At 38.1% G+C, this 23,613-nt stretch carries 26 protein-coding genes; 19 read left to right on the top strand and 7 right to left on the bottom strand.

All coding sequences use genetic code 11. From position 1 onward, the window contains the following. Window positions 1-72 precede the first annotated feature (72 nt). Window positions 73-933 carry an MBL fold metallo-hydrolase gene (locus BuS5_RS09310; RefSeq protein ID WP_027353533.1) on the bottom strand — a complete coding sequence of 287 codons (861 nt, stop codon included), beginning with the start codon at window positions 931-933 and terminating at the stop codon, window positions 73-75. Window positions 934-966: 33 nt separating this feature from the next. Further along, entirely contained in the window at window positions 967-1,149 is a 183-nt protein-coding gene (locus tag BuS5_RS09305) for a hypothetical protein (RefSeq protein ID WP_157487350.1), read from the bottom strand. Between the two features lie 231 nt (window positions 1,150-1,380). Between BuS5_RS09305 and BuS5_RS09300 the strand changes: the two genes are divergently transcribed. The 6 genes from BuS5_RS09300 to BuS5_RS09275 all read left to right on the top strand — a co-directional run bounded on the left by BuS5_RS09300 (window position 1,381) and on the right by BuS5_RS09275 (window position 6,969). Next, complete coding sequence (locus BuS5_RS09300) at window positions 1,381-3,066, top strand: DUF262 domain-containing protein (protein WP_027353531.1); 1,686 nt, start codon at window positions 1,381-1,383, stop codon at window positions 3,064-3,066. A gap of 198 nt (window positions 3,067-3,264) precedes the next feature. After that, window positions 3,265-4,053, top strand: coding sequence for a BglII/BstYI family type II restriction endonuclease (locus BuS5_RS09295; RefSeq protein ID WP_051374676.1), 789 nt, complete (start codon window positions 3,265-3,267; stop codon window positions 4,051-4,053). 14 nt (window positions 4,054-4,067) lie between these two features. Next, the gene (locus BuS5_RS09290) at window positions 4,068-4,718 is read left to right on the top strand and encodes an MT-A70 family methyltransferase (RefSeq protein ID WP_027353529.1); all 651 of its coding nucleotides are present in this window, start codon (window positions 4,068-4,070) and stop codon (window positions 4,716-4,718) included. 68 nt (window positions 4,719-4,786) lie between these two features. Then, the gene (locus tag BuS5_RS09285) at window positions 4,787-5,677 is read left to right on the top strand and encodes a DNA-methyltransferase (protein WP_198012215.1); all 891 of its coding nucleotides are present in this window, start codon (window positions 4,787-4,789) and stop codon (window positions 5,675-5,677) included. Window positions 5,678-6,352: 675 nt separating this feature from the next. After that, entirely contained in the window at window positions 6,353-6,751 is a 399-nt protein-coding gene (locus tag BuS5_RS09280) for a type II toxin-antitoxin system VapC family toxin (protein WP_027354950.1), read from the top strand. Beyond that, window positions 6,748-6,969, top strand: a complete 222-nt coding sequence (locus tag BuS5_RS09275; RefSeq protein ID WP_027354951.1) for a hypothetical protein — start codon at window positions 6,748-6,750, stop codon at window positions 6,967-6,969. The genes BuS5_RS09280 and BuS5_RS09275 overlap by 4 nt, the downstream gene beginning before the upstream one ends. 808 nt (window positions 6,970-7,777) lie before the next feature. Here the strand turns inward: BuS5_RS09275 and BuS5_RS09270 are convergent. Continuing rightward, window positions 7,778-8,053 carry a MoaD/ThiS family protein gene (locus BuS5_RS09270; protein ID WP_027354953.1) on the bottom strand — a complete coding sequence of 92 codons (276 nt, stop codon included), beginning with the start codon at window positions 8,051-8,053 and terminating at the stop codon, window positions 7,778-7,780. A 386-nt stretch (window positions 8,054-8,439) separates the two neighbouring features. Between BuS5_RS09270 and BuS5_RS09265 the strand changes: the two genes are divergently transcribed. From BuS5_RS09265 to BuS5_RS09235, 7 genes are all read left to right on the top strand, one after another. Next, window positions 8,440-9,066, top strand: a complete 627-nt coding sequence (locus BuS5_RS09265) for a DUF1007 family protein (RefSeq protein WP_027354954.1) — start codon at window positions 8,440-8,442, stop codon at window positions 9,064-9,066. Beyond that, complete coding sequence (locus BuS5_RS09260) at window positions 9,063-9,608, top strand: HoxN/HupN/NixA family nickel/cobalt transporter (RefSeq protein WP_027354955.1); 546 nt, start codon at window positions 9,063-9,065, stop codon at window positions 9,606-9,608. The genes BuS5_RS09265 and BuS5_RS09260 overlap by 4 nt, the downstream gene beginning before the upstream one ends. 299 nt (window positions 9,609-9,907) lie before the next feature. After that, window positions 9,908-10,147: a hypothetical protein gene (locus BuS5_RS09255; protein ID WP_232223117.1), complete on the top strand. Its 240-nt coding sequence runs from the start codon at window positions 9,908-9,910 to the stop codon at window positions 10,145-10,147. An 18-nt stretch (window positions 10,148-10,165) separates the two neighbouring features. Next, window positions 10,166-11,080 (top strand): GTPase Era, encoded by a 915-nt coding sequence (gene era / locus BuS5_RS09250; RefSeq protein ID WP_027354956.1) that lies wholly within the window; start codon window positions 10,166-10,168, stop codon window positions 11,078-11,080. Next, entirely contained in the window at window positions 11,080-11,934 is an 855-nt protein-coding gene (locus BuS5_RS09245) for an ATP-grasp domain-containing protein (RefSeq protein WP_027354957.1), read from the top strand. Before era ends, BuS5_RS09245 begins: the two co-directional genes overlap by 1 nt. A gap of 110 nt (window positions 11,935-12,044) precedes the next feature. Further along, the gene (locus BuS5_RS09240) at window positions 12,045-13,361 is read left to right on the top strand and encodes a transposase (RefSeq protein WP_274427662.1); all 1,317 of its coding nucleotides are present in this window, start codon (window positions 12,045-12,047) and stop codon (window positions 13,359-13,361) included. Between the two features lie 221 nt (window positions 13,362-13,582). Next, a complete protein-coding gene (locus BuS5_RS09235; RefSeq protein WP_274428158.1) occupies window positions 13,583-13,864 on the top strand; it encodes an HNH endonuclease in 282 nt (93 codons plus the stop codon). Between the two features lie 774 nt (window positions 13,865-14,638). On the opposite strand, the gene BuS5_RS09230 is transcribed toward BuS5_RS09235, so the two are convergent. Further along, window positions 14,639-15,868: a molybdopterin molybdotransferase MoeA gene (locus BuS5_RS09230; protein ID WP_027354996.1), complete on the bottom strand. Its 1,230-nt coding sequence runs from the start codon at window positions 15,866-15,868 to the stop codon at window positions 14,639-14,641. After that, window positions 15,868-16,836 carry an RDD family protein gene (locus BuS5_RS09225; RefSeq protein WP_051375171.1) on the bottom strand — a complete coding sequence of 323 codons (969 nt, stop codon included), beginning with the start codon at window positions 16,834-16,836 and terminating at the stop codon, window positions 15,868-15,870. The genes BuS5_RS09230 and BuS5_RS09225 overlap by 1 nt, the downstream gene beginning before the upstream one ends. Before the next feature lie 437 nt (window positions 16,837-17,273). Between BuS5_RS09225 and BuS5_RS09220 the strand changes: the two genes are divergently transcribed. Beyond that, entirely contained in the window at window positions 17,274-17,465 is a 192-nt protein-coding gene (locus BuS5_RS09220; protein ID WP_027354997.1) for a hypothetical protein, read from the top strand. A gap of 226 nt (window positions 17,466-17,691) precedes the next feature. On the opposite strand, the gene BuS5_RS09215 is transcribed toward BuS5_RS09220, so the two are convergent. Together BuS5_RS09215 and BuS5_RS09210 are read right to left on the bottom strand one after the other, a co-directional pair. Next, a complete protein-coding gene (locus BuS5_RS09215) occupies window positions 17,692-17,898 on the bottom strand; it encodes a hypothetical protein (RefSeq protein ID WP_157487483.1) in 207 nt (68 codons plus the stop codon). Then, a complete protein-coding gene (locus tag BuS5_RS09210; protein ID WP_027354999.1) occupies window positions 17,870-18,349 on the bottom strand; it encodes a hypothetical protein in 480 nt (159 codons plus the stop codon). Before BuS5_RS09210 ends, BuS5_RS09215 begins: the two co-directional genes overlap by 29 nt. Before the next feature lie 69 nt (window positions 18,350-18,418). On the opposite strand from BuS5_RS09210, the gene BuS5_RS09205 reads away from it, so the two are divergent. The 5 genes from BuS5_RS09205 (at window position 18,419) to mltA (ending at window position 23,544) form a co-directional block, all read left to right on the top strand. Continuing rightward, window positions 18,419-18,805, top strand: coding sequence for a hypothetical protein (locus BuS5_RS09205; RefSeq protein WP_274427635.1), 387 nt, complete (start codon window positions 18,419-18,421; stop codon window positions 18,803-18,805). Next, a complete protein-coding gene (gene tnpB / locus BuS5_RS09200) occupies window positions 18,802-19,179 on the top strand; it encodes an IS66 family insertion sequence element accessory protein TnpB (RefSeq protein WP_274428157.1) in 378 nt (125 codons plus the stop codon). The genes BuS5_RS09205 and tnpB overlap by 4 nt, the downstream gene beginning before the upstream one ends. A gap of 120 nt (window positions 19,180-19,299) precedes the next feature. Continuing rightward, complete coding sequence (locus tag BuS5_RS09195) at window positions 19,300-20,616, top strand: transposase (protein ID WP_274427662.1); 1,317 nt, start codon at window positions 19,300-19,302, stop codon at window positions 20,614-20,616. A gap of 668 nt (window positions 20,617-21,284) precedes the next feature. Then, window positions 21,285-22,304, top strand: coding sequence for a 4-hydroxythreonine-4-phosphate dehydrogenase PdxA (pdxA, locus tag BuS5_RS09190; protein ID WP_274428156.1), 1,020 nt, complete (start codon window positions 21,285-21,287; stop codon window positions 22,302-22,304). After that, window positions 22,291-23,544, top strand: coding sequence for a murein transglycosylase A (gene mltA, locus BuS5_RS09185; protein ID WP_051375118.1), 1,254 nt, complete (start codon window positions 22,291-22,293; stop codon window positions 23,542-23,544). The genes pdxA and mltA overlap by 14 nt, the downstream gene beginning before the upstream one ends. Window positions 23,545-23,613 lie beyond the last annotated feature (69 nt).

Here is a 23,613-nt window from a genome sequence, read left to right as displayed (position 1 = left end):
CCTCTTCCAAGAGGGGGCAGGTCTTCATTCTTGACAGATAAATTAATTTTATGTGTAAAATTCATAATTCCTTCAAGAATGAAGATCTGCCCCCTTCTCTTGATACAATATGTTACCTGTATTGTTAAAGAAAAATTTTTCCTTAAATTCATGCGCGAACCTAGATGATGCCTCCAGTCCCGTGCAATGGGAAACGCCGATTTTTTCAATTTCCATCTCTTTAAAAGCTTCAATGGTTCTTTCGCGCTGTTCTATTGAAGCACGAAAAAGATGAATCCCGCCTATTACAGCATAAATCCGCTCTTCCCCTGTAAGTTCACGAGCATATTGCAAAGTGTTTATTATCCCGCGATGAGCGCATCCGGCAATAACCAGCAAACCTTTTGTGGTCTTTAAGATAATAGATCTGTCATCAAGAAGTTGATCAGGCAAAAACTGATCGCCATGCTTAACAAACAAGCCCTGATCGATCTGCTCATATTCTGTTCTCATAGGGACTTCACCTGTAATAAGAATATGGTCGGTAAGCCAAACAGGTTCCTTGCTTAAAATAAAATCTGCGCCTAAACTTTCCAGTTTTTCCTTTTTGTAAGGTATGCCGATATACCTGGGGATACCCATTGCAGGGAAAAGAGCGTATTTAGGACTCCAGGCATCGGGATGAGCTAACACCTGTATCTTTTTGCCGATTTTTTTCAAAACATCAAGGAGCCCGCCGGTATGATCAAAATGACCATGGCTCAGCACAATTTTATCCGTTAAAGAAAGGTCAATCCCCAGTGCATCCGTGTTATATGCCGCTGAAATAGACTGCCCTGTGTCAAAGAGTATATTCAGGTTTTTTGTTTCAATCAGTATACTCAAACCCCATTCACTTAGCAGGCCTCCTGCCATTGCTGTGTTTTCACTGATCGTAGTTATGCGGAGCTCCATTCAATTACCTCATGATATTAAATGAATAATGAATTATGTATAGACTAATGTAGTGGGCAAGACTTTTTTTGACAGAAGACTCATGATTATATTTATGGCAAAAATCCAGATAATACCGTAACCATTTTTTATAATAAGGGCATATTTTTTGGGGATTGCTTTTTGATTTAGCTGCGTTTCATAGAGCGCATTTATCTGAGTTGGGATCTGTTTCATAATTATACTGCTTTCTGCGTAATCTTTATAATACATGTTTATGCAGTTAGATTAATCCTAATTTATATGATTTTTATTGTCAATTTTTATTTTTTGTGTGAGCTTATATATAAACCATACAACAACTTGTTCCAGGCGGCTGCGCCGCCTGGAATCGCGGTGCCGGTCAGCACCGCGATTGTGCGTAACAATAACGTTGTGATTCTATAATCAAGCTACAAGGACTTTATAATGCCAAGACTAAACATAACTGGAGCAGAATTTCCAATCGGTAAAGTATTCAGTGATGATTTTGCCTTCATGATACCTCATTATCAGCGCCCTTATGCTTGGGAAACTGAGCAGGCACAAGAGCTGCTTGACGATTTGATTGATTTTATGGGCGATGGAGACGAGGCAATAAATGAAATAAATCCTTATTTTTTGGGAAGCGTGGTCCTCATTAAAGGCGATAATCCTGACTCCCAAATTGTTGATGGTCAACAACGTTTAACGACTTTTTCTATTTTGTTAGCAGCAATCCGTTCTTTAACGTCCAAGAGTTTTTCGGCAGATTTGAATACATTTATTTATGAAAAAGGAAATGCTGTTAAAGGTACACCGGATCGTTATCGTCTTATCCTGCGAGAACGAGATAAAGATTTTTTTCAGAAATACATTCAAACGGAAGGGGGAATAGAACAGTTACGAGAGATCCAACAACAAAAGTTGCCAGATGCAAAGAAAAATATACGAGATAACGCACTCCTTTACTTACAACGGTTAAGTGCACTGCCGAAAGAAAGGCTGCAACGCCTTGCTCAATTTATCATTAATCGTTGTTACCTGATAATCGTTTCAACACCAGATCTTGATTCTGCTTATCGTATTTTTTCAGTATTGAATGATCGAGGTATGGATCTTTCTCATACCGATATTCTTAAAGCTGAAATTGTTGGTAAAATTCCGGAAAATGAGCAGGAAAAATACACAAAAGATTGGGAAGATATTGAAGATATGCTCGGGCGAGATGCTTTTCAAGATTTATTTGCTCATATTCGCATGATTTATAGAAAATCAAAACCACGAGAGAGCCTGTTAAAAGGATTTCGGGAATATGTAAATCCTACAGCCAATCCCAAGCATTTCATTGACGAGATATTATACCCACTAGCAGACGCTTATTATGACATCATTAATGCCTCTTATCAAACTACACGTGATGCTGAAGAATTAAATATTCTTTTCCGTTGGCTTAATCGTATCGATAATTTTGACTGGCTTCCTCCTGCTATTCTATTTTATTCAATTCACAACGCCAATCATGATGATCTCGTGAAATATTTTACAAAACTCGAACGTCTTGCTGCGGGTATGATGATTTATCGGGCTAATATTAATCAACGTTTGGAGCGTTATGGCCGCTTATTAACTGCTATAGAAAATGGAGATAATATATTTTCTTCTGATTCTCCTTTAGAACTTACAAAAGAAGAAAAACAAAGCATTATTAATCAGCTTAATGGTAATATTTATCAAATCCGTTACGTTCCACGCTATGTGCTACTGCGATTAGACTCCAATTTATCCGAAGGTACGTCTTATTATGATTACTCAGTTATATCGGTTGAGCATGTTCTGCCTCAAACGCCAAGAAACAACAGCATTTGGGTAAAATGGTTCCCAACCCCAGATGAAAGGGAGAAATATACGCATCGTATAGGTAATTTGGTCTTACTGTCTCATCGAAAAAATAGTCAGGCTCGTAACTACGACTTTGATAAAAAGAAAGAAAAGTATTTCAAGTCAAGAGATGGAATTTCCAATTTTGCGTTAACCACACAAGTACTCCAAGAAAAAGAATGGACAGAAGATATTATTGAAAAGAGGCAGCAAGATGCCATGCAAAGATTAACCAACTTATGGGGGCTTAAATAGGTTGAAATAACAGCAATAATCGCACAACAATCGGCTTCAAGGGACGGCAAACAGCGCGGCGGATTTTCAAAGTCAATGCCCCGCATGAAATCCGGTGGTAATCTTCAGTTGGTTGCTCCGCATGTTTGCCGCCCCTGAGCCGTGCCGTTATATGTAATAAAGTAAGCAAATATTTTAAATAAAAGGACAGCAAAGAAAATGAGATCAAAAGCAGGCAAAGAGGAGGTTGAGCTTAAACCCAATCACAATGCAGATAACATCAAAGAGGTTTCTAAAAATATAAGTTCCAAAATTTTAGAAATGTATGATGTTTATAGCTATAGGCATGCTGCCGCTATTTTAAAAAATTCATTTCCGAATGAACTGAAGGAAATTGAACAAGCTTTAACAAAATTTAGAATAACATTAAAAGATATAGCTTCTCCTGGTGGGAATGAATCTGTCATACCAAAACAATTTTCTGAATATTTACGCCCTTACAATTGGTTTGAGACTCGCATTCAAGGCGATCTGATTATTCAGGTTTCAGAACAAAGTGAAGAGGTTTTACCTTCTGGGAAACTTAAAAAACATAAATTACCTGAAAAGCCTGCTATTGTATTGAAAAACTATATTGATGGCCATAAAATTGATTATGTCAAAGATAGAGTTGCTCTTGACATGGAATGGAATAGTAAAGATCAGACATATGATCGCGATTTATATGCTTTTCGAATGTTTCATGAATGTGGTGTTATTAGCGTAGCTGTTTTAATAACTCGCAGTGAAAAGCTTAATGAAATATTTGATATTACTCCATTGTTAAAAAAGAATGGCAGTATTGACTACGATAAAGATGGAAATGAAAAATTATGTAAACAAAAATATGGAGCAAGTACTACATGGATGGGGAAATTGTTATATCGCTTAAACGCTGGTCGTAATGGAGGTTGTCCTGTTTTGGTATTTGGAATTAATCCAACTGTTGTTACAGATTGGAAGAAATAAAAGGAGATAGAAAAATGAATGCATCAGATGATTTATTAAACTTCATTGGTAAAAGAAAATTTTCAACAATACTTGCCGATCCACCGTGGCAGTTTCAAAATCGTACAGGTAAAATGGCGCCAGAGCATAAGAGATTGTCCCGTTACCCAACATTGAAATTACAAGAAATCAAAGATTTGCCTGTTGAGGCTATTGCAGAAGATAGAGCACACCTTTATCTGTGGGTTCCAAATGCACTTTTAGCAGAGGGTATGCAAGTTATGGAACATTGGGGATTCAAATATAAAACAAATCTTATTTGGTATAAGATCAGAAAAGATGGTGGCCCTGATAGAAGAGGAGTTGGTTTTTATTTTAGAAACGTGACTGAAATGATTCTCTTTGGTGTTCGTGGTAAAAATATCAGAACATTGCAACCGGGGAGAAGTCAAGAAAATATTATCTCTTCACGTAAAAGAGAGCACAGTAGAAAACCAGATGAACAATACGACTTAATAGAGTCTTGTAGTTGGGGTCCTTTTTTAGAGCTTTTTGGTAGAGGAACAAGAGAAGGGTGGACAACATGGGGTAATCAAGCAGAAGAATATTCACCTGATTGGGAAACCTATTCAAACCATTCTCAAGTAGCAAAAGTTGTTCCGTTTACGAAAGTTAAAACGGGGTGAAATCCACACAAATTTCATTATGGACAACCATACATTCGCTTTACCCATATAGATTATGGTAATATCTTATGAGATACTATATATCTGATAATATAATTGATTTTGAGCAACAAAATATGGTTGCGGAGAGTTCAGTTTCACCATTTTACTATGATGTAACAAACAAAATAAAGCTCTATAACTTAGACACATTCTCATTCTTTAATAACATACCTGATAATTGTGTGGATCTAATTTTTGCTGACCCCCCATACTTTTTATCTTCAGGCGGTATAACTTGTCATAGTGGAAAAATGCAAAATGTAAATAAAGGAGAATGGGATAAATCAAAAAAAATTAATGAAATTCATGCGTATAACAAAAAATGGTTATCCGAGTGTCAACGTATCTTGAAAAAGAATGCCACAATTTGGGTTTGTGGAACATTTCATAATATTTTTTCTGTTGGATTTGCTTTGCAAGAGTTGGGTTTTAAAATATTAAATAACATAGTTTGGGAAAAGAAAAATCCTCCGCCTAATTTAAGTAAAAAATATTTTGTTCATGCTTCTGAACATCTTATTTGGGCATCAAAAACAAAATCCTCTAAACATATATTTAATCATGATATGCTTAAAATGATTTCAAATAGAGAGCCAATGAAATCAGTATGGAGAGATATATGGAAATTGCCAGCAGTAGATCGTTCTGAAAAAGTATTCGGTAAACACCCGACACAAAAACCAGAAGAAATTATTAAGAGAGCTGTAGTTGCATCAAGTAATATTGGTGATTTGGTTTTTGATCCGTTTTGCGGCAGTGGTACAACAGGAGTTGTGTGTAAAAAATTAAGTAGAAGTTTTGTTGGTATTGATAATAATGCAGAATATTTGGATATAGCCCAGAAAAGATTATTGGCTGTAACTTGCAGAAGGAAAACAAAAAAAGTCACATATAGGGATAGGGACGCCCATTACTAAGCGCCCCTCCCACAGCACCGTACATACGGATCGCGTATACGGCGGTTCGGCTGGTAAAGATAAAATCGGGTGTGAGAAATCCCACCGATTTTACCGGGTTTTCAGAATTCGTACGTTATTGGCATTTCAGCTCCTGCTGCAGTATGCAAATAAGTAATTCATCCATACTCTCACCACAACCATTTACCCGTACCATTCGGTGCGGGCACCGTTCAGGCCTTCGCCGGGGTGAGTCCTTCGTGGTATCCACGGCTCGTTTCTCCTACGGCTACTATGCCCTCTGCTGACTTCTCACATGCGGTCAGAGCAGGTTGCCCTGTTCTCAGCCAAAATTCCGTCGCACGCGACTTCTCAAAAGGCATATGGAAGACCTCCCGGGGTAAACACATGTCTTTCAATACGTGGGCGCCGAGTATACGGACAGAGCTTATAATGGATAGAGGACTTTGCCTTGTGTTGCAGGCTCGTCCCACTCATGCACGCCTGACTCGATTTCTGTTCGTCACCCCGTACTTTCGCGGTACCCTGCCTCAGCAGGGCTACTGCCTTCCGAAGCACCGTCACCGATACCCCGTTGTAATACCGCTATACCCTTCGCCTCCATCCGGCTGGGTCTAAGACTTGTCAAACGATTTACTGCATGATACGTTTGACTCACTTTTAAGAACATGTGCCGTGCCCGGCACACAACCAAGGATAGCTGTTGAGGCTGAAGCAGTACTCGTTATTCTCGCATTGTGTGAGTCAAATCATTTGCAGTTCATCTCGTCCGACGCGTTGCTATTCGAAATTAATCGCATTCCTGATCAGGAGCGTAAGGACGATGCTTTGGCAATTATGAAAATAGCAATGGAAACTGTTGGGTTGACAACAAAAATAGAATCTCTGGCCAGACGGTTTGGCGCTTTAGGCCTGAAACCGCTGGACGCTTTGCATTTGGTATCTGCATCCGCTTCAAAAGTTGATTATTTCTGTACGTGTGATGATAAATTTTTGAAAAAAGCTAAGAGCTTCGATGGATTAAATACCAAGGTGGTATCCCCCACCGAATTAGTGATGGAGTTAGAGATATGAATACGGAAACAAGACCGATATCTGAAATTAGTCGTCAGGCTACTCATATTCTATTCAAAGAAATGGGCATAGTTGACACCATTCGGTTTCTGAATCAGTTTTCGGTAGGCCGAGGTGATTATACAAAAGAGCGTGAGAATTGGCTGGGTGGTATAACCCTTGATAATGCCATCGCTCAAATTAAAGCTGAAAAAAATAAAGCCCAACCAGGCACTTGAGAGGGACTGGGCAAAGCCGTGCCGTTTTGAAAGGCTGTTTTTAATCGACACTTTATGCATTTATCAAGTTTTTCGCTTATCGTTGCCCAGCCCCTCAGCTTTACGTTCACGGCGGCTCCGCCGCCGTGAATCGCGGTGCTGAATACGAATGAAGGAAGATATGAAAATCAAAATTTATCTTGAACCAAGCGAAGAAGGTGGATACACGGCTATCGTTCCATCTTTGCCGGGTTGCATCTCATAAGGTGAAACTAAAGAAGAAGCAATCAGAAATATCCGAGAGGCAATTGAGCTTTATTTGGAGCCTATAGAAGATGATGTACTTACGATCAACCGAAAAAAATGGGGTCATTATGTTTGACCCTTGATGATAAAAGATACACGAGTATAATAGCATCTATCTTAGTCATAATTTTTGTTCAGCCCATACTTAGCTATCTGGGTCAATTTTTTGTTTGGGTAGGTGAAATCTTATATCAAGGCTTATCAAACAGCTTCTACGAGGAAGCTGCGCGCGGTCATAGGGAAAAATATTCATTTTCGCTATTGTTGCTGTCCATCGGCATGATAACCGGATTAGCTACGATGTTCACGGTTCGACTTTTCTCGAAAGAACGTGAAGTCGAAAAAAGAAAACGGCGGATGAGATCTAAAATAGTCTTGTTCATCATGGCCATCTTTTTGCTTGTCGATTCTCTCTACCGCTCTTGGCGAGATAGTATGCGGATTATCGATCAGAATTACTCTCACTGAAGGATAATCCTTGGTATTTCGCATGGAAACTTAAGCGGTCCTACCTAATGTCCAGCTAACCCCCTGCTGCAAATGGTATTACGCTGATATCGTCTCCATCTACAATAGAGGTAGCCGGCCCTTCTAGATTCATAATATTGGTTCCGTTTTTAAATACAAGTACCTCATCTCTTAGATTACCGTTTTCATCTACAATATTTTTTTTAAACCCGTTAAACTTGTTTTCCAGAAACTCAACACACTCAAGCACCGTAGCGCCCTCGCACTCGGCTTCGGAATTATTCCCCATCCACTTTTTTAAAGAGCCGGGGAGTACCATCGTAATGCTCATTATCATTTTCCTCCTGTAAGATATTTATGAAAATTTTTTTTCAAGTTCATGGAAAGCGTGTATTTTCACCGGTTATCCCTTGCAGGTTCATCACGGCAGAGCCTTCCCCCGTTCCACCGGATATATTTTAATACCTAGTTGTAAACTTTATGTCAATTCACTTTAAACAAGGAATGACAATTTCAAATGTAATCCTTGGGTGCGAATTGGGTTGAAATAATTTTAAAAAGAACGTCCCGTACACTTTTATTGCTTTTATTAATAATTTTCTATAAAGATTATATCAGATGCCCCTCTCTTATCCAAATCATGTTACCCAGTAAAACCGTGTAAGATTTTAAGTGAAATTTTAAGGCAATGTAAATGATAAGAACTACTCTCAAACAATGAACAGCATTGTGCCAAAAAAAACAAACCTTATAATTATTTCCGTTATAAGCCTTACTATTCTATCAATATTCTGCGGTGTTTCCAGATCTCACCCGCATGTATTTATTGTTAATCGGATAAAAATTGTTTTTGATGATAAAGGGCTTGCAGGCTTTAATATTCATTGGAAATTTGATGAGATGTTTGCCGGTATGATCGCTGGTGATTATGATAAAAATCAAAATGGATTTTTAGAAAAAAATGAGATTGTGCTAATAGAAAAAGAGGCTTTTTCATATCTTGCCAACTACAACTACTTTACTTTTATAAAAATTGGCGAAAAACCTTTTAAGGTCAAATTTATTCAAAATTTTTCAGCTATTTTAAATAATAACAAGTTGAGTTACAAGTTTTTTGTGCCTTGCCATGTAACTGCCACAAATAATTTTAAAAATATTACTGTTGCCGTTTATGATCCATCTTATTATAGTGCTATTTTCTTTGCAGAAAAAAATCCGGCGGCATTAGATAATTCTGAAGCATTTGAAGTAAGAACTGCTATTAAAGAAGACGAATCAACATCAATATACTATGATATGATTAATCCTTGGGCCTTGTTTTTAAATTTTCGCATAAAGCAATGAAAAAATCTATCACCATTCTGGTTTTATTACTGCTTCCGATTGCATTACTCCCCTTTCCACCGATTCCTTTGGCAAGCGCCTCCAACCCGTTTACCGTACAACCGGAAAAACAGCATACCGCGCCCGGGCCTGCTTTTAAAAATAAACTTTTCGTCAAAATCATTACATGGCAATATCAGTTGAAAGAAAAAATAACATATCTAATTCGGCAAGCCAAAGTTACTGATAGTATCCGGCCATTATTTTTTCTTATTATGGCTGCATTTATTTATGGAGTAATCCATTCAGCCGGTCCAGGGCATGGCAAAGCCATAACCTTGTCATATGTATTATCTCAACAACCATCATATAAACATGGTATACTGTTCGGTAATTTCATAGCGCTGTTTTATGGCGTTTCAGGCATTGTTTTTGTACTTTTGATACGAGTTGTTCTAAACGCGAGTATCATAAATAATCTTGAACATGTTACACTCATAACCCAAATCATCAGTTACAGCATTATATCTTGTTTAGGTTTAGGAATTTTTATTAACACCTAAACTAAGCGGTTAGCCTTTAGCTGTTAGCTCTTAGCTTAATAATTACAAGATGTTTTGCGATTACGCATTTTCACTCATTGGATGTTATTTTTTACTGATGTAATACCTTGATTTTTCAAGGCTAACAGCTAATTACTAACAGCTAATCGCTCAACTTAGGTAACAGTCTTTACAAACTAATAAAAAATGATGGAAAAAACCAACGCAATTTTGATAATAGACAAAACAGACAGTATGTTAACCCTATCTTATCTGCTTTTGTAGTCGGATGCATCCCGTGTCCGGGCGTAGTGATGGTCATGTTATTTGCCTTATCACTCGATTTAATCGCTTTAGGGATAATACTAGGGATAATGATTTCTATGGGCATGGCTCTTACCATGTCAATTGTTGTTTTAATCGCTATATCAGGCAAACTTGCCTCATTTAACATAGCCCAAAAAAACAAGACGGCAATTCTTGTGGAGCACTCTATTGAAACATTTGCAGGAGCAGCATTGGCAACAATAGGATTGCTTCTTTTATTCGCCAACATTTAATGTGTGATTCGTAAAAATATGACAGATAAACTTGACAATTTTAAACATAAGGGTTTCAGATCCGGTTTTGCGGCAATTATCGGAGCGCCCAACGTGGGCAAATCGACTTTATTGAACAGGATACTTGGTGAAAAAATTTCCATTACTTCCAAAAAACCGCAAACAACCCGTAATCGAATTTTGGGAATTCATCACAGGTCGTCATCACAAATAATTTTTGTAGATACTCCCGGTATGCACAAGGCAAAGGGAAAACTCAACGAGATAATTGTAGAGACCGCGGTCTCGACAATTGCTGATGTTGATATTATATTGATTGTTGTGGATCTTTCCAGGCATGACAAGGAATCAGAAGAATTTGCTGTAGAGAAGCTTAAAAAAGAGAACCGGCCAGTAGTTCTAGCTCTGAACAAGACGGATCTTGTAAAAGGAGAAAAGGTCCTCAGACTTATTGATAATTGGTCAAGGGTATATCCTTTTAAATCTATACTCCCTGTTTCAGCAAAACACGGAAACCAGGTAGAGGAACTGATTGCAGTTATGGAACAACTGCTGCCGGAAGGCCCGCCTTTATTTCCTGAAGACTCTCTTACTGATCAGCCTGAACGATTTATTGTGGCTGAAATGATACGTGAGAAGGTTTTCCGTTTAACCGGCCAGGAGATACCCTATTCAACGGCAGTTACCATAGACACTTTTTCTGAAGAAAAAAAAGGCAGCCTGGTTAAAATTGAGGCTGTTATTCATGTTGAACGTAATTCCCAGAAAGGCATGATTATTGGAAAAAAAGGAAGCAAACTCAAACAGATCGGACAGGATGCCAGGAAAGAGATCGAACGTATGCTTCAAGCAAAAGTTTTTCTTAAACTCTTTGTAAGAGTCCAGAAAAACTGGAGTAGTGACACAAAAGCCTTAAGGAAATTAGGTTACTGATGATTTTGTCATTTCATCCCTGTTTTGTCGGAGATAAAAACATCATCTGCGCCGGCCGGGAACCGGACGCGGAAGATCTTAACGCCATAAAAAAGGCCGATGCCGTTATTCTGCCCCAGGGGTGCAAAGAATCCCTTTACAAAATAATCAGCGATAACACGTCGAATATATTTCCTGACTATGACGCAAGATTCAAATACCCAGGCAAAATTGGACAGATTAAACTATTCAAAAAAGCAAAAATAAAATATCCGCAAACAGAAAGTTTTAACAAAGTAAAAAACTTTACGGACAAATTCAGCCGCGCTTTTCCAAAGCTTCCGATACAACCGCCTTTTGTCTTTAAATTCGACTGGGGTGGAGATGGTGACAATGTTTTTCTTGTGAAGACAATGGAACAGCTTGATTCTATGCTGAAAAAAGCTGTTGAATATGAAAAAACCGGCCAGACGGGATTTATGATTCAGGAATTTATACCTTCTCTAAACAGGTCATTGCGTGTCGTTATTATAGGACAGAAAATCATCTCTTACTGGCGTATACAGAACAATGACGATCTGTTTTGCACATCCATTAAAAAAGGGGCTCAGATAGACCATTCCTCAGATTCTGATCTGCAGCATGCCGCGTGCACGGCGGCAAAACTTTTTTGCAAAGATACATGTATAAACCTTGCCGGTTTCGATTTCCTCTTCTCTTCAAAAAATATAAGAGACATCCCTTTTTTCCTGGAAATAAATTATTTCTTTGGGAGAAAAGGTTTGGGAGGATCAGGGAACTATTATAACATACTGGTTAAAGAGATAAAAAAATGGCTCAACAGCATCGGGCTGAAAGTAAATAGTATCTGCTGAATTTCTTTTTTATGAAAGAAATGCTTTGCTATCCATAGCAGTATATGCCATTTTTTAAATTGCAGCTAAATGGTATTTTAAGCACTCTAAAAAGGATAGGAGGTATTCTGATGATAAAAAATACTTTTGAAGAAGTTCTTTCTGATGAATGGGTGAAAGCAAATATAACCAATCCAGTTCAGGAATTGGTTATTATCCGTGGGATAATTCCATGGCAAAAAATGATTACAAAGTTGTGTAAATTTTATAACACCAGTCAGGGTGCTTTTGGAAAATCTCTCAGGATGATGACAGCGATTTTGATTTGTATAAAATACTATCAATTAAGTGATAGGCAAATGGTTAAGCATATAAAAGAAAACCACTATATTCAATATTTTTGTAACATCACAAATGAGGAATTGCAAACATGCCTGGATCCGAGTTCTATATGTGTATTTCGAAAACGTATAGGTGAAGAAGGTGTTGAAATTATAGAAAAAGAAGTTTTTGAGGTTCTACGCAAAGCTGGGATAATACAGGGTGATAATGCTATGATAGATTCAAGCGTATTGAAAAATAACGTTATCTATCCAAATGATGTACATTTAATTTTTAAAGCTTTTGACAAAATGAAACAATTTGCCGTTTTGCATCAAATCTCCTTGTGGTGGGACAATAATGAAGTAAAAAAATTATGGCGAGAATTTTTTTTGAACAAAAAACAAAACCGTTTGGAATGGTTACTCAAATTTAATATATTATTTATTCCTGCTCTAAAAATATTTGATAAAAAAGTTGAATCATTAAAGACCACAAAGAAAAAACAAATAAAAGCTGACAATATGTTTGCTATTCTTACTATTCTTGAAGCACAAACCTTAGAAAAACTCGAAGGTAAAAAACAGATAAAAAACCGGATTGTATCCATTGATGAACCGGATGCCCGCCCGATTGTAAAAGGAAAAGAGCATCCGAAGTGTGAATTCGGCACAACAATGGAAATGACTTTCAATAGGGAAGGATTCATGATTACCATTGAAAATTTTATCGGTAATCCAAATGATAAAACGCTTTTTGCTGGAACACTCGAACAGTTCAAAAAACGGATGAAAGGCGAACCGGAAAATATTATTACCGACCTTGGTTACAGAAGCAATGGTAATTTTAAAATTGCAGACAATATCAGTAACGTTTTTTTGGGGCGTAAAAAAGATGTATCCGAAGAAAAACAGAGTTTTTGCTGTAAAGCCCGTTCAGCAACAGAAGGTTTCATAGCTATTGCAAAAAATATTAGAGGTTTTGGATGCAGTCTTTATAGAGGATTTGAAGGAGACCGTATATGGTCATTGCTTTGTCAAACCGCTTATAATCTTAAAAAGTTTATTCAGCTTCTAATGGGAGAAAAGATTGAAGAAAAAAAACTGATGAAACTCGGGCTGGCATAAGCCGAACAAGGATTTTATCAAAAATAGTTGATTTTAAAAAATATGCGGATAGGAGAGGTGCGTCTATAGGTGTTAACAATTTGCCGTTTTTTACCAAAATTCAATTAAAATACCACAAATGAGCTTAAAATTTTAGATTAAAATTCTCTATGATTAATATATGAACAATGCTGATATACTATGTTATTATCGAAATTCAGCGGATACTAAATAAAAAATAAATGGATCCCTACGCACAATTTCTTGATGAAGCTGATATTAAAAGAGAGAAACGCAAAGCGCGTGAACTCAGGGCAACGCAATGGTGGAAACGACGAATTGCCAAGGGACTATGCCATTACTGCGGACGTAATACTCCGGTTAAAGAGCTGACCATGGATCATATTGTACCCCTGGCCCGTGGAGGTAAAAGCACCAAGGGCAATCTGGTCACGGCCTGCAAGGAGTGCAATAATAATAAAAAAAACCTCCTCCCCATGGAATGGGATGAGTATATAAAATAAGATCATTTTGGCATCACTCAAATTTATTTTACAATTTAGAGCTTTTCTAAATTCTGCTTTACAAATACGTTTCACTGATCGAAGAGCATCCTTAATAAATGAAATTGGCAAAAATAACATCTGGAAATTCCTCCTTGTTAGGATTTTTTCCATTGTTAACTATTGAAAATAATTGACTTTATCTACTTTTTTTTTAATTTTTTCATATATTTTTCCACACTATTCCGCAATGAACCAAAAACGAAAGAGGATTTTATCAGTGCAAATTCAAAGAAGTCTGTACAGAGTGCCGGGACAAAGCAAAAGAATTGAAATATCAGTTTGTGGACATCAATCTTGCACTTGAATTCATATCAGACCTGCCTCCCCAGTAACCCATAAACCACCCGAACAGCCTCATGTCGACCATCTTTGCCGATTCACCGGCAGATGGTCGATTCGCGTGATACCATCGCAAACCGATTATCCATCTTTGTTTTCATGATGCCGTTATAGCGTTGAAAAAGCCCTAATATTTTTCAATTTGCTATCATTCTGGAGAAATTTTGATTGCGTTACACTATTTTGAAAACTGTTCTTTTCTCCAAAATATATGTAACCTTCTATATTTATACATAAAAACTATTAATAAAATCAGAGCAAGTCAGTATATTCTCTTGCGGATCTGATTGTTCAAAATTTCTTTCCACATCTTGATGGGATGTTTTGGTGGCAGTGAATCACCCTATGTGGCTCTGACGACCTGTAACACACCCAAAATCTTTCGGTTAATGCCTATAAAATAATTACCGAAACTTCGGAACCTTTATCAAGGCCCTCGGCATTCAGTCCCAGCTCTATCAAGGCATCTGCTTTTACCATGGTATTTATAAGGGTAGATTTGCCAAGAAGCGGTTCTGCCCATAGCGCACCATCCTCCTCCACTAATCGGGCGCGGACAAATTCCGTGCGTCCCTGGGATGATGATATATTTCTCCTGAGTATTGCCGGAAGTCTCCAAGAGCGTCTGTATTCGGGTGCAAGTCCACCGATATGTTCCACAAAAGGCTTTGCAACAATGGCAAATACGATCATTGCTGAAACCACATGGCCAGGCATACCCCAAAAAGCTTTGTTTCCAATTTTTGCAAGGATCGTCGGTTTACCTGGGCTGATGGAAATACCGTGCGCAAGTATGCTGGAATCCGGCATGGAAGATAATACCTCTATGGTTAAATCCCGTACACCGACTGAACTGCCACCTGAAATCAGAACCATATCCGACCCTGCAAGGGCTTTTGTGCATACAGCAAGCAAAGAATCAAAGTCATCCTTAACAATTCCAAAAACCCGGGGAATGCCTCCGGCCTTTTCAACCATTGCAGATAAAGTATAGCTATTGATATCACGAATCTTTCCGGGCTTTGGAGTTCTGCCTGCAGGACAGAGTTCATCACCCGTAGATATTATACCGACAATCGGTTTTTTATAAACAGCGACTGCTTCATTACCGAAGGCAGCCAGCAGGCCGGCCTCCTGGGGCCTTATCTTCTGTCCGCGGCTAAGGATAATGGAGCCCCTGGCTACATCCTCTCCGGTTTCGACCATGTTGCCGCCCGGCGCTACGCTTTTGTATACCTCTATGGTAGTTTCATCAATCTGTTCGGTATACTCAACCATAATGACGCTGTCTGCACCGTCAGGCAGCATACCGCCGGTGGCAATAAGGGCTGCTTCGTCGGGTTCGATCGAAAAATCCGGACTTTCACCCATTACAACAGAACCTTTGATAGTTAAATAAGCAGGATTTCCCCCGGAAGCGCCAAAGGTAGAAGCTGCGTTTACTGCATATCCATCCATTGTAGACCTTTCGAAACCGGGCAGATCAACACCTGAAATGATATCAGCAGCAACTATTCGGTCTGTTGTGTCCGGAAGTGAAATGATTTCGGAGTCGACAACAGTAAAATCAGGTATATATTCAAAAATCCGATCAAGGTCGGTAACTTTAAAAAAATCTTTCATTACATATTCTTATGATTCAATATCTCAATCCATTCTTCAGGCGTATGCCGCACATGATGACTGGTCCAGGCTCTCGAAATCCCAATGTCATATCCATATGAGACTGTAATTATTAAAAAATCTTTTTTCATTATATCCCGGTATTTCGATAATACAATAAAGGCTACTTCTGCTGCCTCAGCATCAGGATCATCCAACCTGTTTTTCCATATTGCATGGGCCTGAAAAAAAGTATTTTCCCCGTTACCGGTAATCCGTTTTTTTCCTACAATTGTTGTAGCCGCATGAACCTGGCCGGTGGATTGGATATGTTTCTGAACTTCAAGCATTTCAAGAAATAAACCTTGATTGCTAAGTATGGGTGATAATATTGAAAAACAGATTACAAGAACTGACCATATTCCTATAACTTTTAAATGACCTCTCCATATAGACGTAAACCCAACAGGCGCCGCATTAGGAGCTTTAACGACAAAAGTACCCACTACCAGGTCATGAAGCGACTGCCTTGTCTTTCGATTAAAAATATAAAGATAAATAATGGCTCCGCCTATTCCAAAAATTATAAAACAGACAGGATATCCCATAGGCGTCAAAGCTGCAGATTGCGGTATAACAGCCTGGTTGAAGAAAAATGGCGCTCCAAGAATTACATATCTAACAAACGATCTGCCTATGGAAGTTTCCTTACCATATCTGTCGATCACCTTAATTTTAACAATCCGCTTACCGATTGTTTGGCCCTTGCCCAAGCAACTGTTCAACAACCCAAAATATAACAGGGCTATACAGAAACCTAACAGGCATCCCCAACCTCCCAGTCTCGCAAGCAAATCGAATGCTGATTTACCCAGAATCAGACCTACGAACGAAAGAATGACGCCATCAATAAGAAAGGCAAGTATTCTATTCCAGAATCCGCTTATGATCGCATATTTTTCATCACTATTAATAACTCCGCTATTCATTTTTCCTTTTTTAAAACAATTCGTTCCCCAAATCTATAGACCCAGACTTTAGACCCAGACTTTAGATCCAGACTTTAGATCCAGACTTTTCCAGGGTAATATCGACACCAAAAAGATAGGGTCGTTTCAGTATCACTTTCAGATTTTATAATGATCTTTTATTGCAAGACGAACCCCGATATCACCAAACCACGATGCTTTGTTTAATCCAGCTTTTTTTCCATTTTTCCATCTATCTTTATAGAATAACGATCACCACACAAAAAAGTCAATAGCAAATATCCAGGGTCATTAGGAAATTTCTATTCACGGCAACAAAGGACAAATTGAAAAAATAGCCATTCGTGCATCGATCTGTATACATAATCATACAACTTTTTTCATGCAAAAATGTAAAACATCTGTAGCAAAGGGCTCTTCAGTTCCTGGCAGTATTCTTGCTAATAAGAGGAAATGAAATTAGGGGAAATGAAATTAGGGGAAATGAAATTATCGGCAGGATGCCAAAAGAAAGGGGGTATTTTTGGGGATCAAGAAAACTCTATAAAAGAAAAATTAAAACTTTTAAAGGTGCTGAGTTTAAAATGGATAAATCAATATTGATATTCAATGAGGTAACGCTATGGTAAAGAACAATCCTATTCTATTTTTTTGTATTCTAAACATTTTTATTGCATTTAATAGCCAATGTGTATTTGGGCAGGATATGCTGTCCTGGGAATCTAACGCAGAAAATATTTCCGGATTCAAAATTTATTACGGTGAAAGCATAAATAATTTTACCAACAGTCTGAATGTAGGCAATGTGAACCAATACCCGCTGAGCAATCTTAATTTAAGGGAAAAGGCCACCAGTTATTTGGCTGTTACCGCATATAATAAAGAAGTAGAATCTTCCTTTTCAAATCCTGTTTCCTGGCAAGCACCGGACAAAACACCGCCTTGTCCACCGCAAAGTTTTAAAATAGAATAATTATGCAAAAAGAGCCCACCATGACACCTTTGCAATAAACCTGTTGCAAAGGTATCATGGTTAAATTGATTCATTTTCCACTTTTTCAAAAAGCTTGGTAAATTTATAAAATTTTTTAGGTGAATTCAGCTCTGATTCTTTCTGCTCGTTCGGTTGTTCTTCCTTTAAATAATCGCCAAATTTTATTTGTGCGTCGAATCGGTCTTCCATACTCTTTTTTAGCATTTTAAAGAGTTCAACAACGACAATGTCCCGGTCCTCCTTTTTTTCAGTTAAGCTTAACAGCCTTTTGTCTAAATTAACCAGCAAATTGTCAATATTATGAATTTTTTCTTCCATCAATCTCATTTTATCTGAGTAATGGCTTTCGGAGGAACTTTTCTTTATAGTTGCACAACTTTCTTTTTTCTCATCTTTAGCAAGTGCAGAAAAAATACCACCTTCAGCTCTTGACTTTATAACATCCTGAATGGTTTTTTTGCCAATAATTTTCAGTTCATCGGCGAAGCCATAAACCGTGTCCTTTCGGCAAGCGTGCATGAAAAACAAATTCAAATAAGGTAGTATCGGTCATTCAAATCACGTAATATTATATAAGGAGGATGACCGATGAATCTTATGCAGCCTTCAGGCGAGTACAGTCTGGATGAAGTACGGGAAAAATTTAAACAATGGCGTAACAGCCGGGATAGAGGTAAAGCCATTCCGGAAGCATTATGGGAAGCCGCTGCCTCGTTATACCCTGCCTATTCTCTGCACCGTATATCAAAAGCCTTGAGCCTCAACCATACCAAGCTAAAGCATTACGTCCAGAATATATCACCAAATCCGTCCGTGCCGACGGCATCTTTCATCGAACTTGATGTAGCCCAAGCCCCTTTGCCTTTCAAGGGCATTATCGAGATGCAACATCAGAACGGTGCCAGGATGACAATGCAAATTGCGGACAGTTCTGACTTGATCAATATAACCCAACAGTTTTGGAGTCAGCCATGATTCAGATAACTCCGCAAATGCGTATCCTGCTGGCCATAGACCCGGTGGATTTCAGAAAAGGTATCGACGGTCTAAATGCTGTTTGTCGGCAGGTGCTGCGCTCCGATCCATTTTCAGGGTATGTTTTTATTTTTCGTAATAAAAAGGCAACTGCCATAAAGATCATTATGTATGATGGCCAAGGATTCTGGATGTGTCAGAAAAGGCTGTCTAAGGGACGTTTCAACTGGTGGCCAAACAAATCCGGTGAGGCGGTCAGGCCTCTGGCCGTTCATGAACTGCAGCTTCTGATCTGGAACGGTAATCCTGTAAAGGCTCATGTTGCACCATTGTGGCGGCCAATTCCTGTAAAAAAAATAGAAAAAAATATTTAGTATCTGCTGAATTTCTTTTTTATGAAAGAAATGCTTTGCTATCCATAGCAGTATATGCCATTTTTTAAATTGCAGCTAAATGGTATTTTAAGCACTCTAAAAAGGATAGGAGGTATTCTGATGATAAAAAATACTTTTGAAGAAGTTCTTTCTGATGAATGGGTGAAAGCAAATATAACCAATCCAGTTCAGGAATTGGTTATTATCCGTGGGATAATTCCATGGCAAAAAATGATTACAAAGTTGTGTAAATTTTATAACACCAGTCAGGGTGCTTTTGGAAAATCTCTCAGGATGATGACAGCGATTTTGATTTGTATAAAATACTATCAATTAAGTGATAGGCAAATGGTTAAGCATATAAAAGAAAACCACTATATTCAATATTTTTGTAACATCACAAATGAGGAATTGCAAACATGCCTGGATCCGAGTTCTATATGTGTATTTCGAAAACGTATAGGTGAAGAAGGTGTTGAAATTATAGAAAAAGAAGTTTTTGAGGTTCTACGCAAAGCTGGGATAATACAGGGTGATAATGCTATGATAGATTCAAGCGTATTGAAAAATAACGTTATCTATCCAAATGATGTACATTTAATTTTTAAAGCTTTTGACAAAATGAAACAATTTGCCGTTTTGCATCAAATCTCCTTGTGGTGGGACAATAATGAAGTAAAAAAATTATGGCGAGAATTTTTTTTGAACAAAAAACAAAACCGTTTGGAATGGTTACTCAAATTTAATATATTATTTATTCCTGCTCTAAAAATATTTGATAAAAAAGTTGAATCATTAAAGACCACAAAGAAAAAACAAATAAAAGCTGACAATATGTTTGCTATTCTTACTATTCTTGAAGCACAAACCTTAGAAAAACTCGAAGGTAAAAAACAGATAAAAAACCGGATTGTATCCATTGATGAACCGGATGCCCGCCCGATTGTAAAAGGAAAAGAGCATCCGAAGTGTGAATTCGGCACAACAATGGAAATGACTTTCAATAGGGAAGGATTCATGATTACCATTGAAAATTTTATCGGTAATCCAAATGATAAAACGCTTTTTGCTGGAACACTCGAACAGTTCAAAAAACGGATGAAAGGCGAACCGGAAAATATTATTACCGACCTTGGTTACAGAAGCAATGGTAATTTTAAAATTGCAGACAATATCAGTAACGTTTTTTTGGGGCGTAAAAAAGATGTATCCGAAGAAAAACAGAGTTTTTGCTGTAAAGCCCGTTCAGCAACAGAAGGTTTCATAGCTATTGCAAAAAATATTAGAGGTTTTGGATGCAGTCTTTATAGAGGATTTGAAGGAGACCGTATATGGTCATTGCTTTGTCAAACCGCTTATAATCTTAAAAAGTTTATTCAGCTTCTAATGGGAGAAAAGATTGAAGAAAAAAAACTGATGAAACTCGGGCTGGCATAAGCCGAACAAGGATTTTATCAAAAATAGTTGATTTTAAAAAATATGCGGATAGGAGAGGTGCGTCTATAGGTGTTAACAATTTGCCGTTTTTTACCAAAATTCAATTAAAATACCACAAATGAGCTTAAAATTTTAGATTAAAATTCTCTATGATTAATATATGAACAATGCTGATATACTATGTTATTATCGAAATTCAGCGGATACTATATAGTCCACGAAAAAAAGCATTTCCAACTCAGGTCCCTTTTTTTTTATCAACACAAGATTATTATTGACTATTTGAATATAACTGTCTATCTTTTTTTTCGTAACAGTTCACGGGTTCAAAGGTTCAGTGTTCAAGATTTCATTTTCCTGCGGGCAGGCACAAGGCCTGCCCATACTATTGTTTTCACCGTGCATTTGGTTTTTCGTAGGGGCAATCCCTTGTGGTTGCCCTGAAATTATAGACCACTATGCGGTATATGTTTTTTAATCAATCTTTTTGCTTGGTTCTGTCCAATAAATCATTGTGTAATGGCCGAACGACTTGAACAGTAAGGCTTTTTGCATTTTTATTAAACCTATGATTTCCGAGGTCTGTAATCAGGACCTATATCCATCAAAAAGTCTGAAACTTGAGAAAATTATAAATGAATAAACAACGTCCTATAATAGGTATTACAATGGGAGATCCTGCAGGCATTGGACCTGAGATCATCCATTTATCGTTATGCAAGCCTTCGATTTACGAAATTTGCAGGCCGGTTGTATTTGGTGATGCAAAAATCCTTCATGCTGCAAAAGAATTTACAAATAGTAATCTGGATATTTCTGTTATTGAGGAACCTGATGCCGGGCTATTTAAATGCGGGAGAATCGATGTTATAAATTTATCCGGACTTGATCCTGCAAAAACAGCTTTAGGCAGGCCCTCTGCAGAAACAGGCCGGGCTTTGATATTCTATATTAATGAAGCCACAGATATGGCTATGCAAAAGAGGATATCTGCAATTGTAACATGTCCTGTAAATAAAACGGCAATGCAGCTATCAGGGTCAAAGTTTCACGGGCATACGGAACTTCTTGCCGAACGGACTAATTCCTTAGATTATGCGATGATGCTTGCCGGTGACAGGCTGCGTGTTGTACTTGTAACCATTCATACTCCCCTTAAGAGTGTCCCGTTAATTTTATCACCTGGGAATATACTCAAAACCATTAGAATAACATGGCAATCGCTGCAGCAAAATTTTGGAATCGATAATCCCCGTATAGCAGTAGCCGGCTTAAATCCCCATGCCGGAGAAGGGGGGATGTTTGGTGATGAGGAAAAAAACATTATCCTGCCTGCCGTTGAAGCGGCCTTAAATGAGGGGTTTAATGCAGCAGGACCTTTTCCGCCGGATACAATTTTTTATCATGCAGCAAAAGGCGATTATCATGCAGTCGTATGCATGTATCATGATCAGGGACTTATTCCATTTAAACTTATGCATTTTAACGACGGGGTTAATACGACCCTCGGTCTTCCTATTATAAGGACATCTGTTGATCACGGTACTGCGTACGACATAGCCGGAACGGGCAAGGCAGACCCGGGGAGCCTTATAGCGGCAATACAAATGGCTGTGCGGCAGGCTGAATGCCTGTCCGGACTATCGAAGAAACAGGCGGAGAAACAGGAAAAAAATGTTATTCAATAAAAAACGAAAAAAATTATTAAAAGCAGCGATTTTTTTTGGGTTTACCATGATTGTATCCTTGGTTATTTCAGGGGTTATTTCAGGATGCAGGTCCGTGGACAGGGAAAAGGATATTTCAAGAAAACCTTTCCTGCAAAAGCTTTCTTTATCAAATTACCCTGATTTTACTGATGATCTGGATTATGCGGGTTTGGAAAGCGGGATTGAACAGAGCCTGTCATATCTCAGAAGGATACCTCCGGACAGGAATTTTAGATTAGGAAACGAAAAATTCAACGCCGCCCATATGATCAAATCTTTTCAAGATTTCCTTTCATTTATAAAAACAAAACCATCTGAAAATAAACTCAGGGAGTTTATTAAGCGGCATTATTCCGTTTATAAATCCTCAGGATCTGCAGCAGAAGGAAAAATTCTGGTTACAGGCTACTATGAACCGATTTTGGATGGAAGCCTTAAGAAGAGCCGGGAATATAGATTCCCGATCTACTCCAGACCCGATGATCTTGTAACAATTAACCTCTCCCTCTTTTCTTCTAAATTTAGAGGGAAAAAAATTGTAGGCCGGTTTGCGGATGACACTGTCTTACCTTATTATAACCGTAAGAAAATAGATGGGGGAAATATGATGGAAAAAAAGGCAAAAATCATAGCCTGGGTTAATGACCGAGTCGATCTTTTTTTTCTGCATATTCAAGGTTCCGGAAAAATTCATCTTGATAACGGAGATACAATTAATGTGCATTACCATACCACTAACGGCAGACCTTATAGGAGCATAGGCAAATTACTTATCGAAAAAGGTAAAATTCCTAAATCCGAGATGTCTATGCAGAAAATCCGTGAATACCTGCATCAGCACCCGGAAGAACTCGATGAGGTTTTAACCTATAACCCTAATTATGTATTTTTTAAAACTGAAGAAACGGCTCCTATCGGCTATCTGGGAGTTAAACTGATTCCGGGCAGGTCGATTGCATCGGACCGGAACATATTTCCTTTGGGGGCTATGGCCTTTATTGAAACCGAAAAACCGTTAATAGACGATTCAGGTAAAATTCATGCCTGGGCGGATTGCAAACGATTTGTCTTAAATCATGATACCGGGGGAGCGATAAAAGGACCGGCGCGAATTGATATGTTTTGGGGGAACGGGACATATGCGGAAATTGCAGCAGGCCATATGCAGCAAGGTGGAAAACTGTTTTTTTTGGTTTTAAACAAAAACGAGACGCGCTAATTATTGCCGGTACGACAACCATGAAGTAAAATCGGAGCGCCAATTCTGCGAATTTAATTTTAAGCGGGG

The organism is Desulfosarcina sp. BuS5 (genome assembly GCF_028752835.1).
Lineage (GTDB): Bacteria > Desulfobacterota > Desulfobacteria > Desulfobacterales > BuS5 > BuS5.
The sequence above is the reverse complement of the archived record's forward strand: the minus strand, read 5'-3'. Positions and strand labels throughout refer to the sequence as shown.

Excerpts from the sequence above, each read along its gene's own strand:
- BuS5_RS09310 (WP_027353533.1), bottom strand. The coding sequence starts at position 933 with ATGGAGCTCCGCATAACTACGATCAGTGAAAACACAGCAATGGCAGGA.
- BuS5_RS09305 (WP_157487350.1), bottom strand. The coding sequence starts at position 1,149 with ATGAAACAGATCCCAACTCAGATAAATGCGCTCTATGAAACGCAGCTA.
- BuS5_RS09300 (WP_027353531.1), top strand. The coding sequence starts at position 1,381 with ATGCCAAGACTAAACATAACTGGAGCAGAATTTCCAATCGGTAAAGTA.
- BuS5_RS09295 (WP_051374676.1), top strand. The coding sequence starts at position 3,265 with ATGAGATCAAAAGCAGGCAAAGAGGAGGTTGAGCTTAAACCCAATCAC.
- BuS5_RS09290 (WP_027353529.1), top strand. The coding sequence starts at position 4,068 with ATGAATGCATCAGATGATTTATTAAACTTCATTGGTAAAAGAAAATTT.
- BuS5_RS09285 (WP_198012215.1), top strand. The coding sequence starts at position 4,787 with ATGAGATACTATATATCTGATAATATAATTGATTTTGAGCAACAAAAT.
- BuS5_RS09275 (WP_027354951.1), top strand. The coding sequence starts at position 6,748 with ATGAATACGGAAACAAGACCGATATCTGAAATTAGTCGTCAGGCTACT.
- BuS5_RS09270 (WP_027354953.1), bottom strand. The coding sequence starts at position 8,053 with ATGAGCATTACGATGGTACTCCCCGGCTCTTTAAAAAAGTGGATGGGG.
- BuS5_RS09265 (WP_027354954.1), top strand. The coding sequence starts at position 8,440 with ATGAACAGCATTGTGCCAAAAAAAACAAACCTTATAATTATTTCCGTT.
- BuS5_RS09260 (WP_027354955.1), top strand. The coding sequence starts at position 9,063 with ATGAAAAAATCTATCACCATTCTGGTTTTATTACTGCTTCCGATTGCA.
- BuS5_RS09255 (WP_232223117.1), top strand. The coding sequence starts at position 9,908 with ATGTTATTTGCCTTATCACTCGATTTAATCGCTTTAGGGATAATACTA.
- era (WP_027354956.1), top strand. The coding sequence starts at position 10,166 with ATGACAGATAAACTTGACAATTTTAAACATAAGGGTTTCAGATCCGGT.
- BuS5_RS09245 (WP_027354957.1), top strand. The coding sequence starts at position 11,080 with ATGATTTTGTCATTTCATCCCTGTTTTGTCGGAGATAAAAACATCATC.
- BuS5_RS09240 (WP_274427662.1), top strand. The coding sequence starts at position 12,045 with ATGATAAAAAATACTTTTGAAGAAGTTCTTTCTGATGAATGGGTGAAA.
- BuS5_RS09235 (WP_274428158.1), top strand. The coding sequence starts at position 13,583 with ATGGATCCCTACGCACAATTTCTTGATGAAGCTGATATTAAAAGAGAG.
- BuS5_RS09230 (WP_027354996.1), bottom strand. The coding sequence starts at position 15,868 with ATGAAAGATTTTTTTAAAGTTACCGACCTTGATCGGATTTTTGAATAT.
- BuS5_RS09225 (WP_051375171.1), bottom strand. The coding sequence starts at position 16,836 with ATGAATAGCGGAGTTATTAATAGTGATGAAAAATATGCGATCATAAGC.
- BuS5_RS09210 (WP_027354999.1), bottom strand. The coding sequence starts at position 18,349 with ATGCACGCTTGCCGAAAGGACACGGTTTATGGCTTCGCCGATGAACTG.
- BuS5_RS09205 (WP_274427635.1), top strand. The coding sequence starts at position 18,419 with ATGAATCTTATGCAGCCTTCAGGCGAGTACAGTCTGGATGAAGTACGG.
- tnpB (WP_274428157.1), top strand. The coding sequence starts at position 18,802 with ATGATTCAGATAACTCCGCAAATGCGTATCCTGCTGGCCATAGACCCG.
- BuS5_RS09195 (WP_274427662.1), top strand. The coding sequence starts at position 19,300 with ATGATAAAAAATACTTTTGAAGAAGTTCTTTCTGATGAATGGGTGAAA.
- pdxA (WP_274428156.1), top strand. The coding sequence starts at position 21,285 with ATGGGAGATCCTGCAGGCATTGGACCTGAGATCATCCATTTATCGTTA.
- mltA (WP_051375118.1), top strand. The coding sequence starts at position 22,291 with ATGTTATTCAATAAAAAACGAAAAAAATTATTAAAAGCAGCGATTTTT.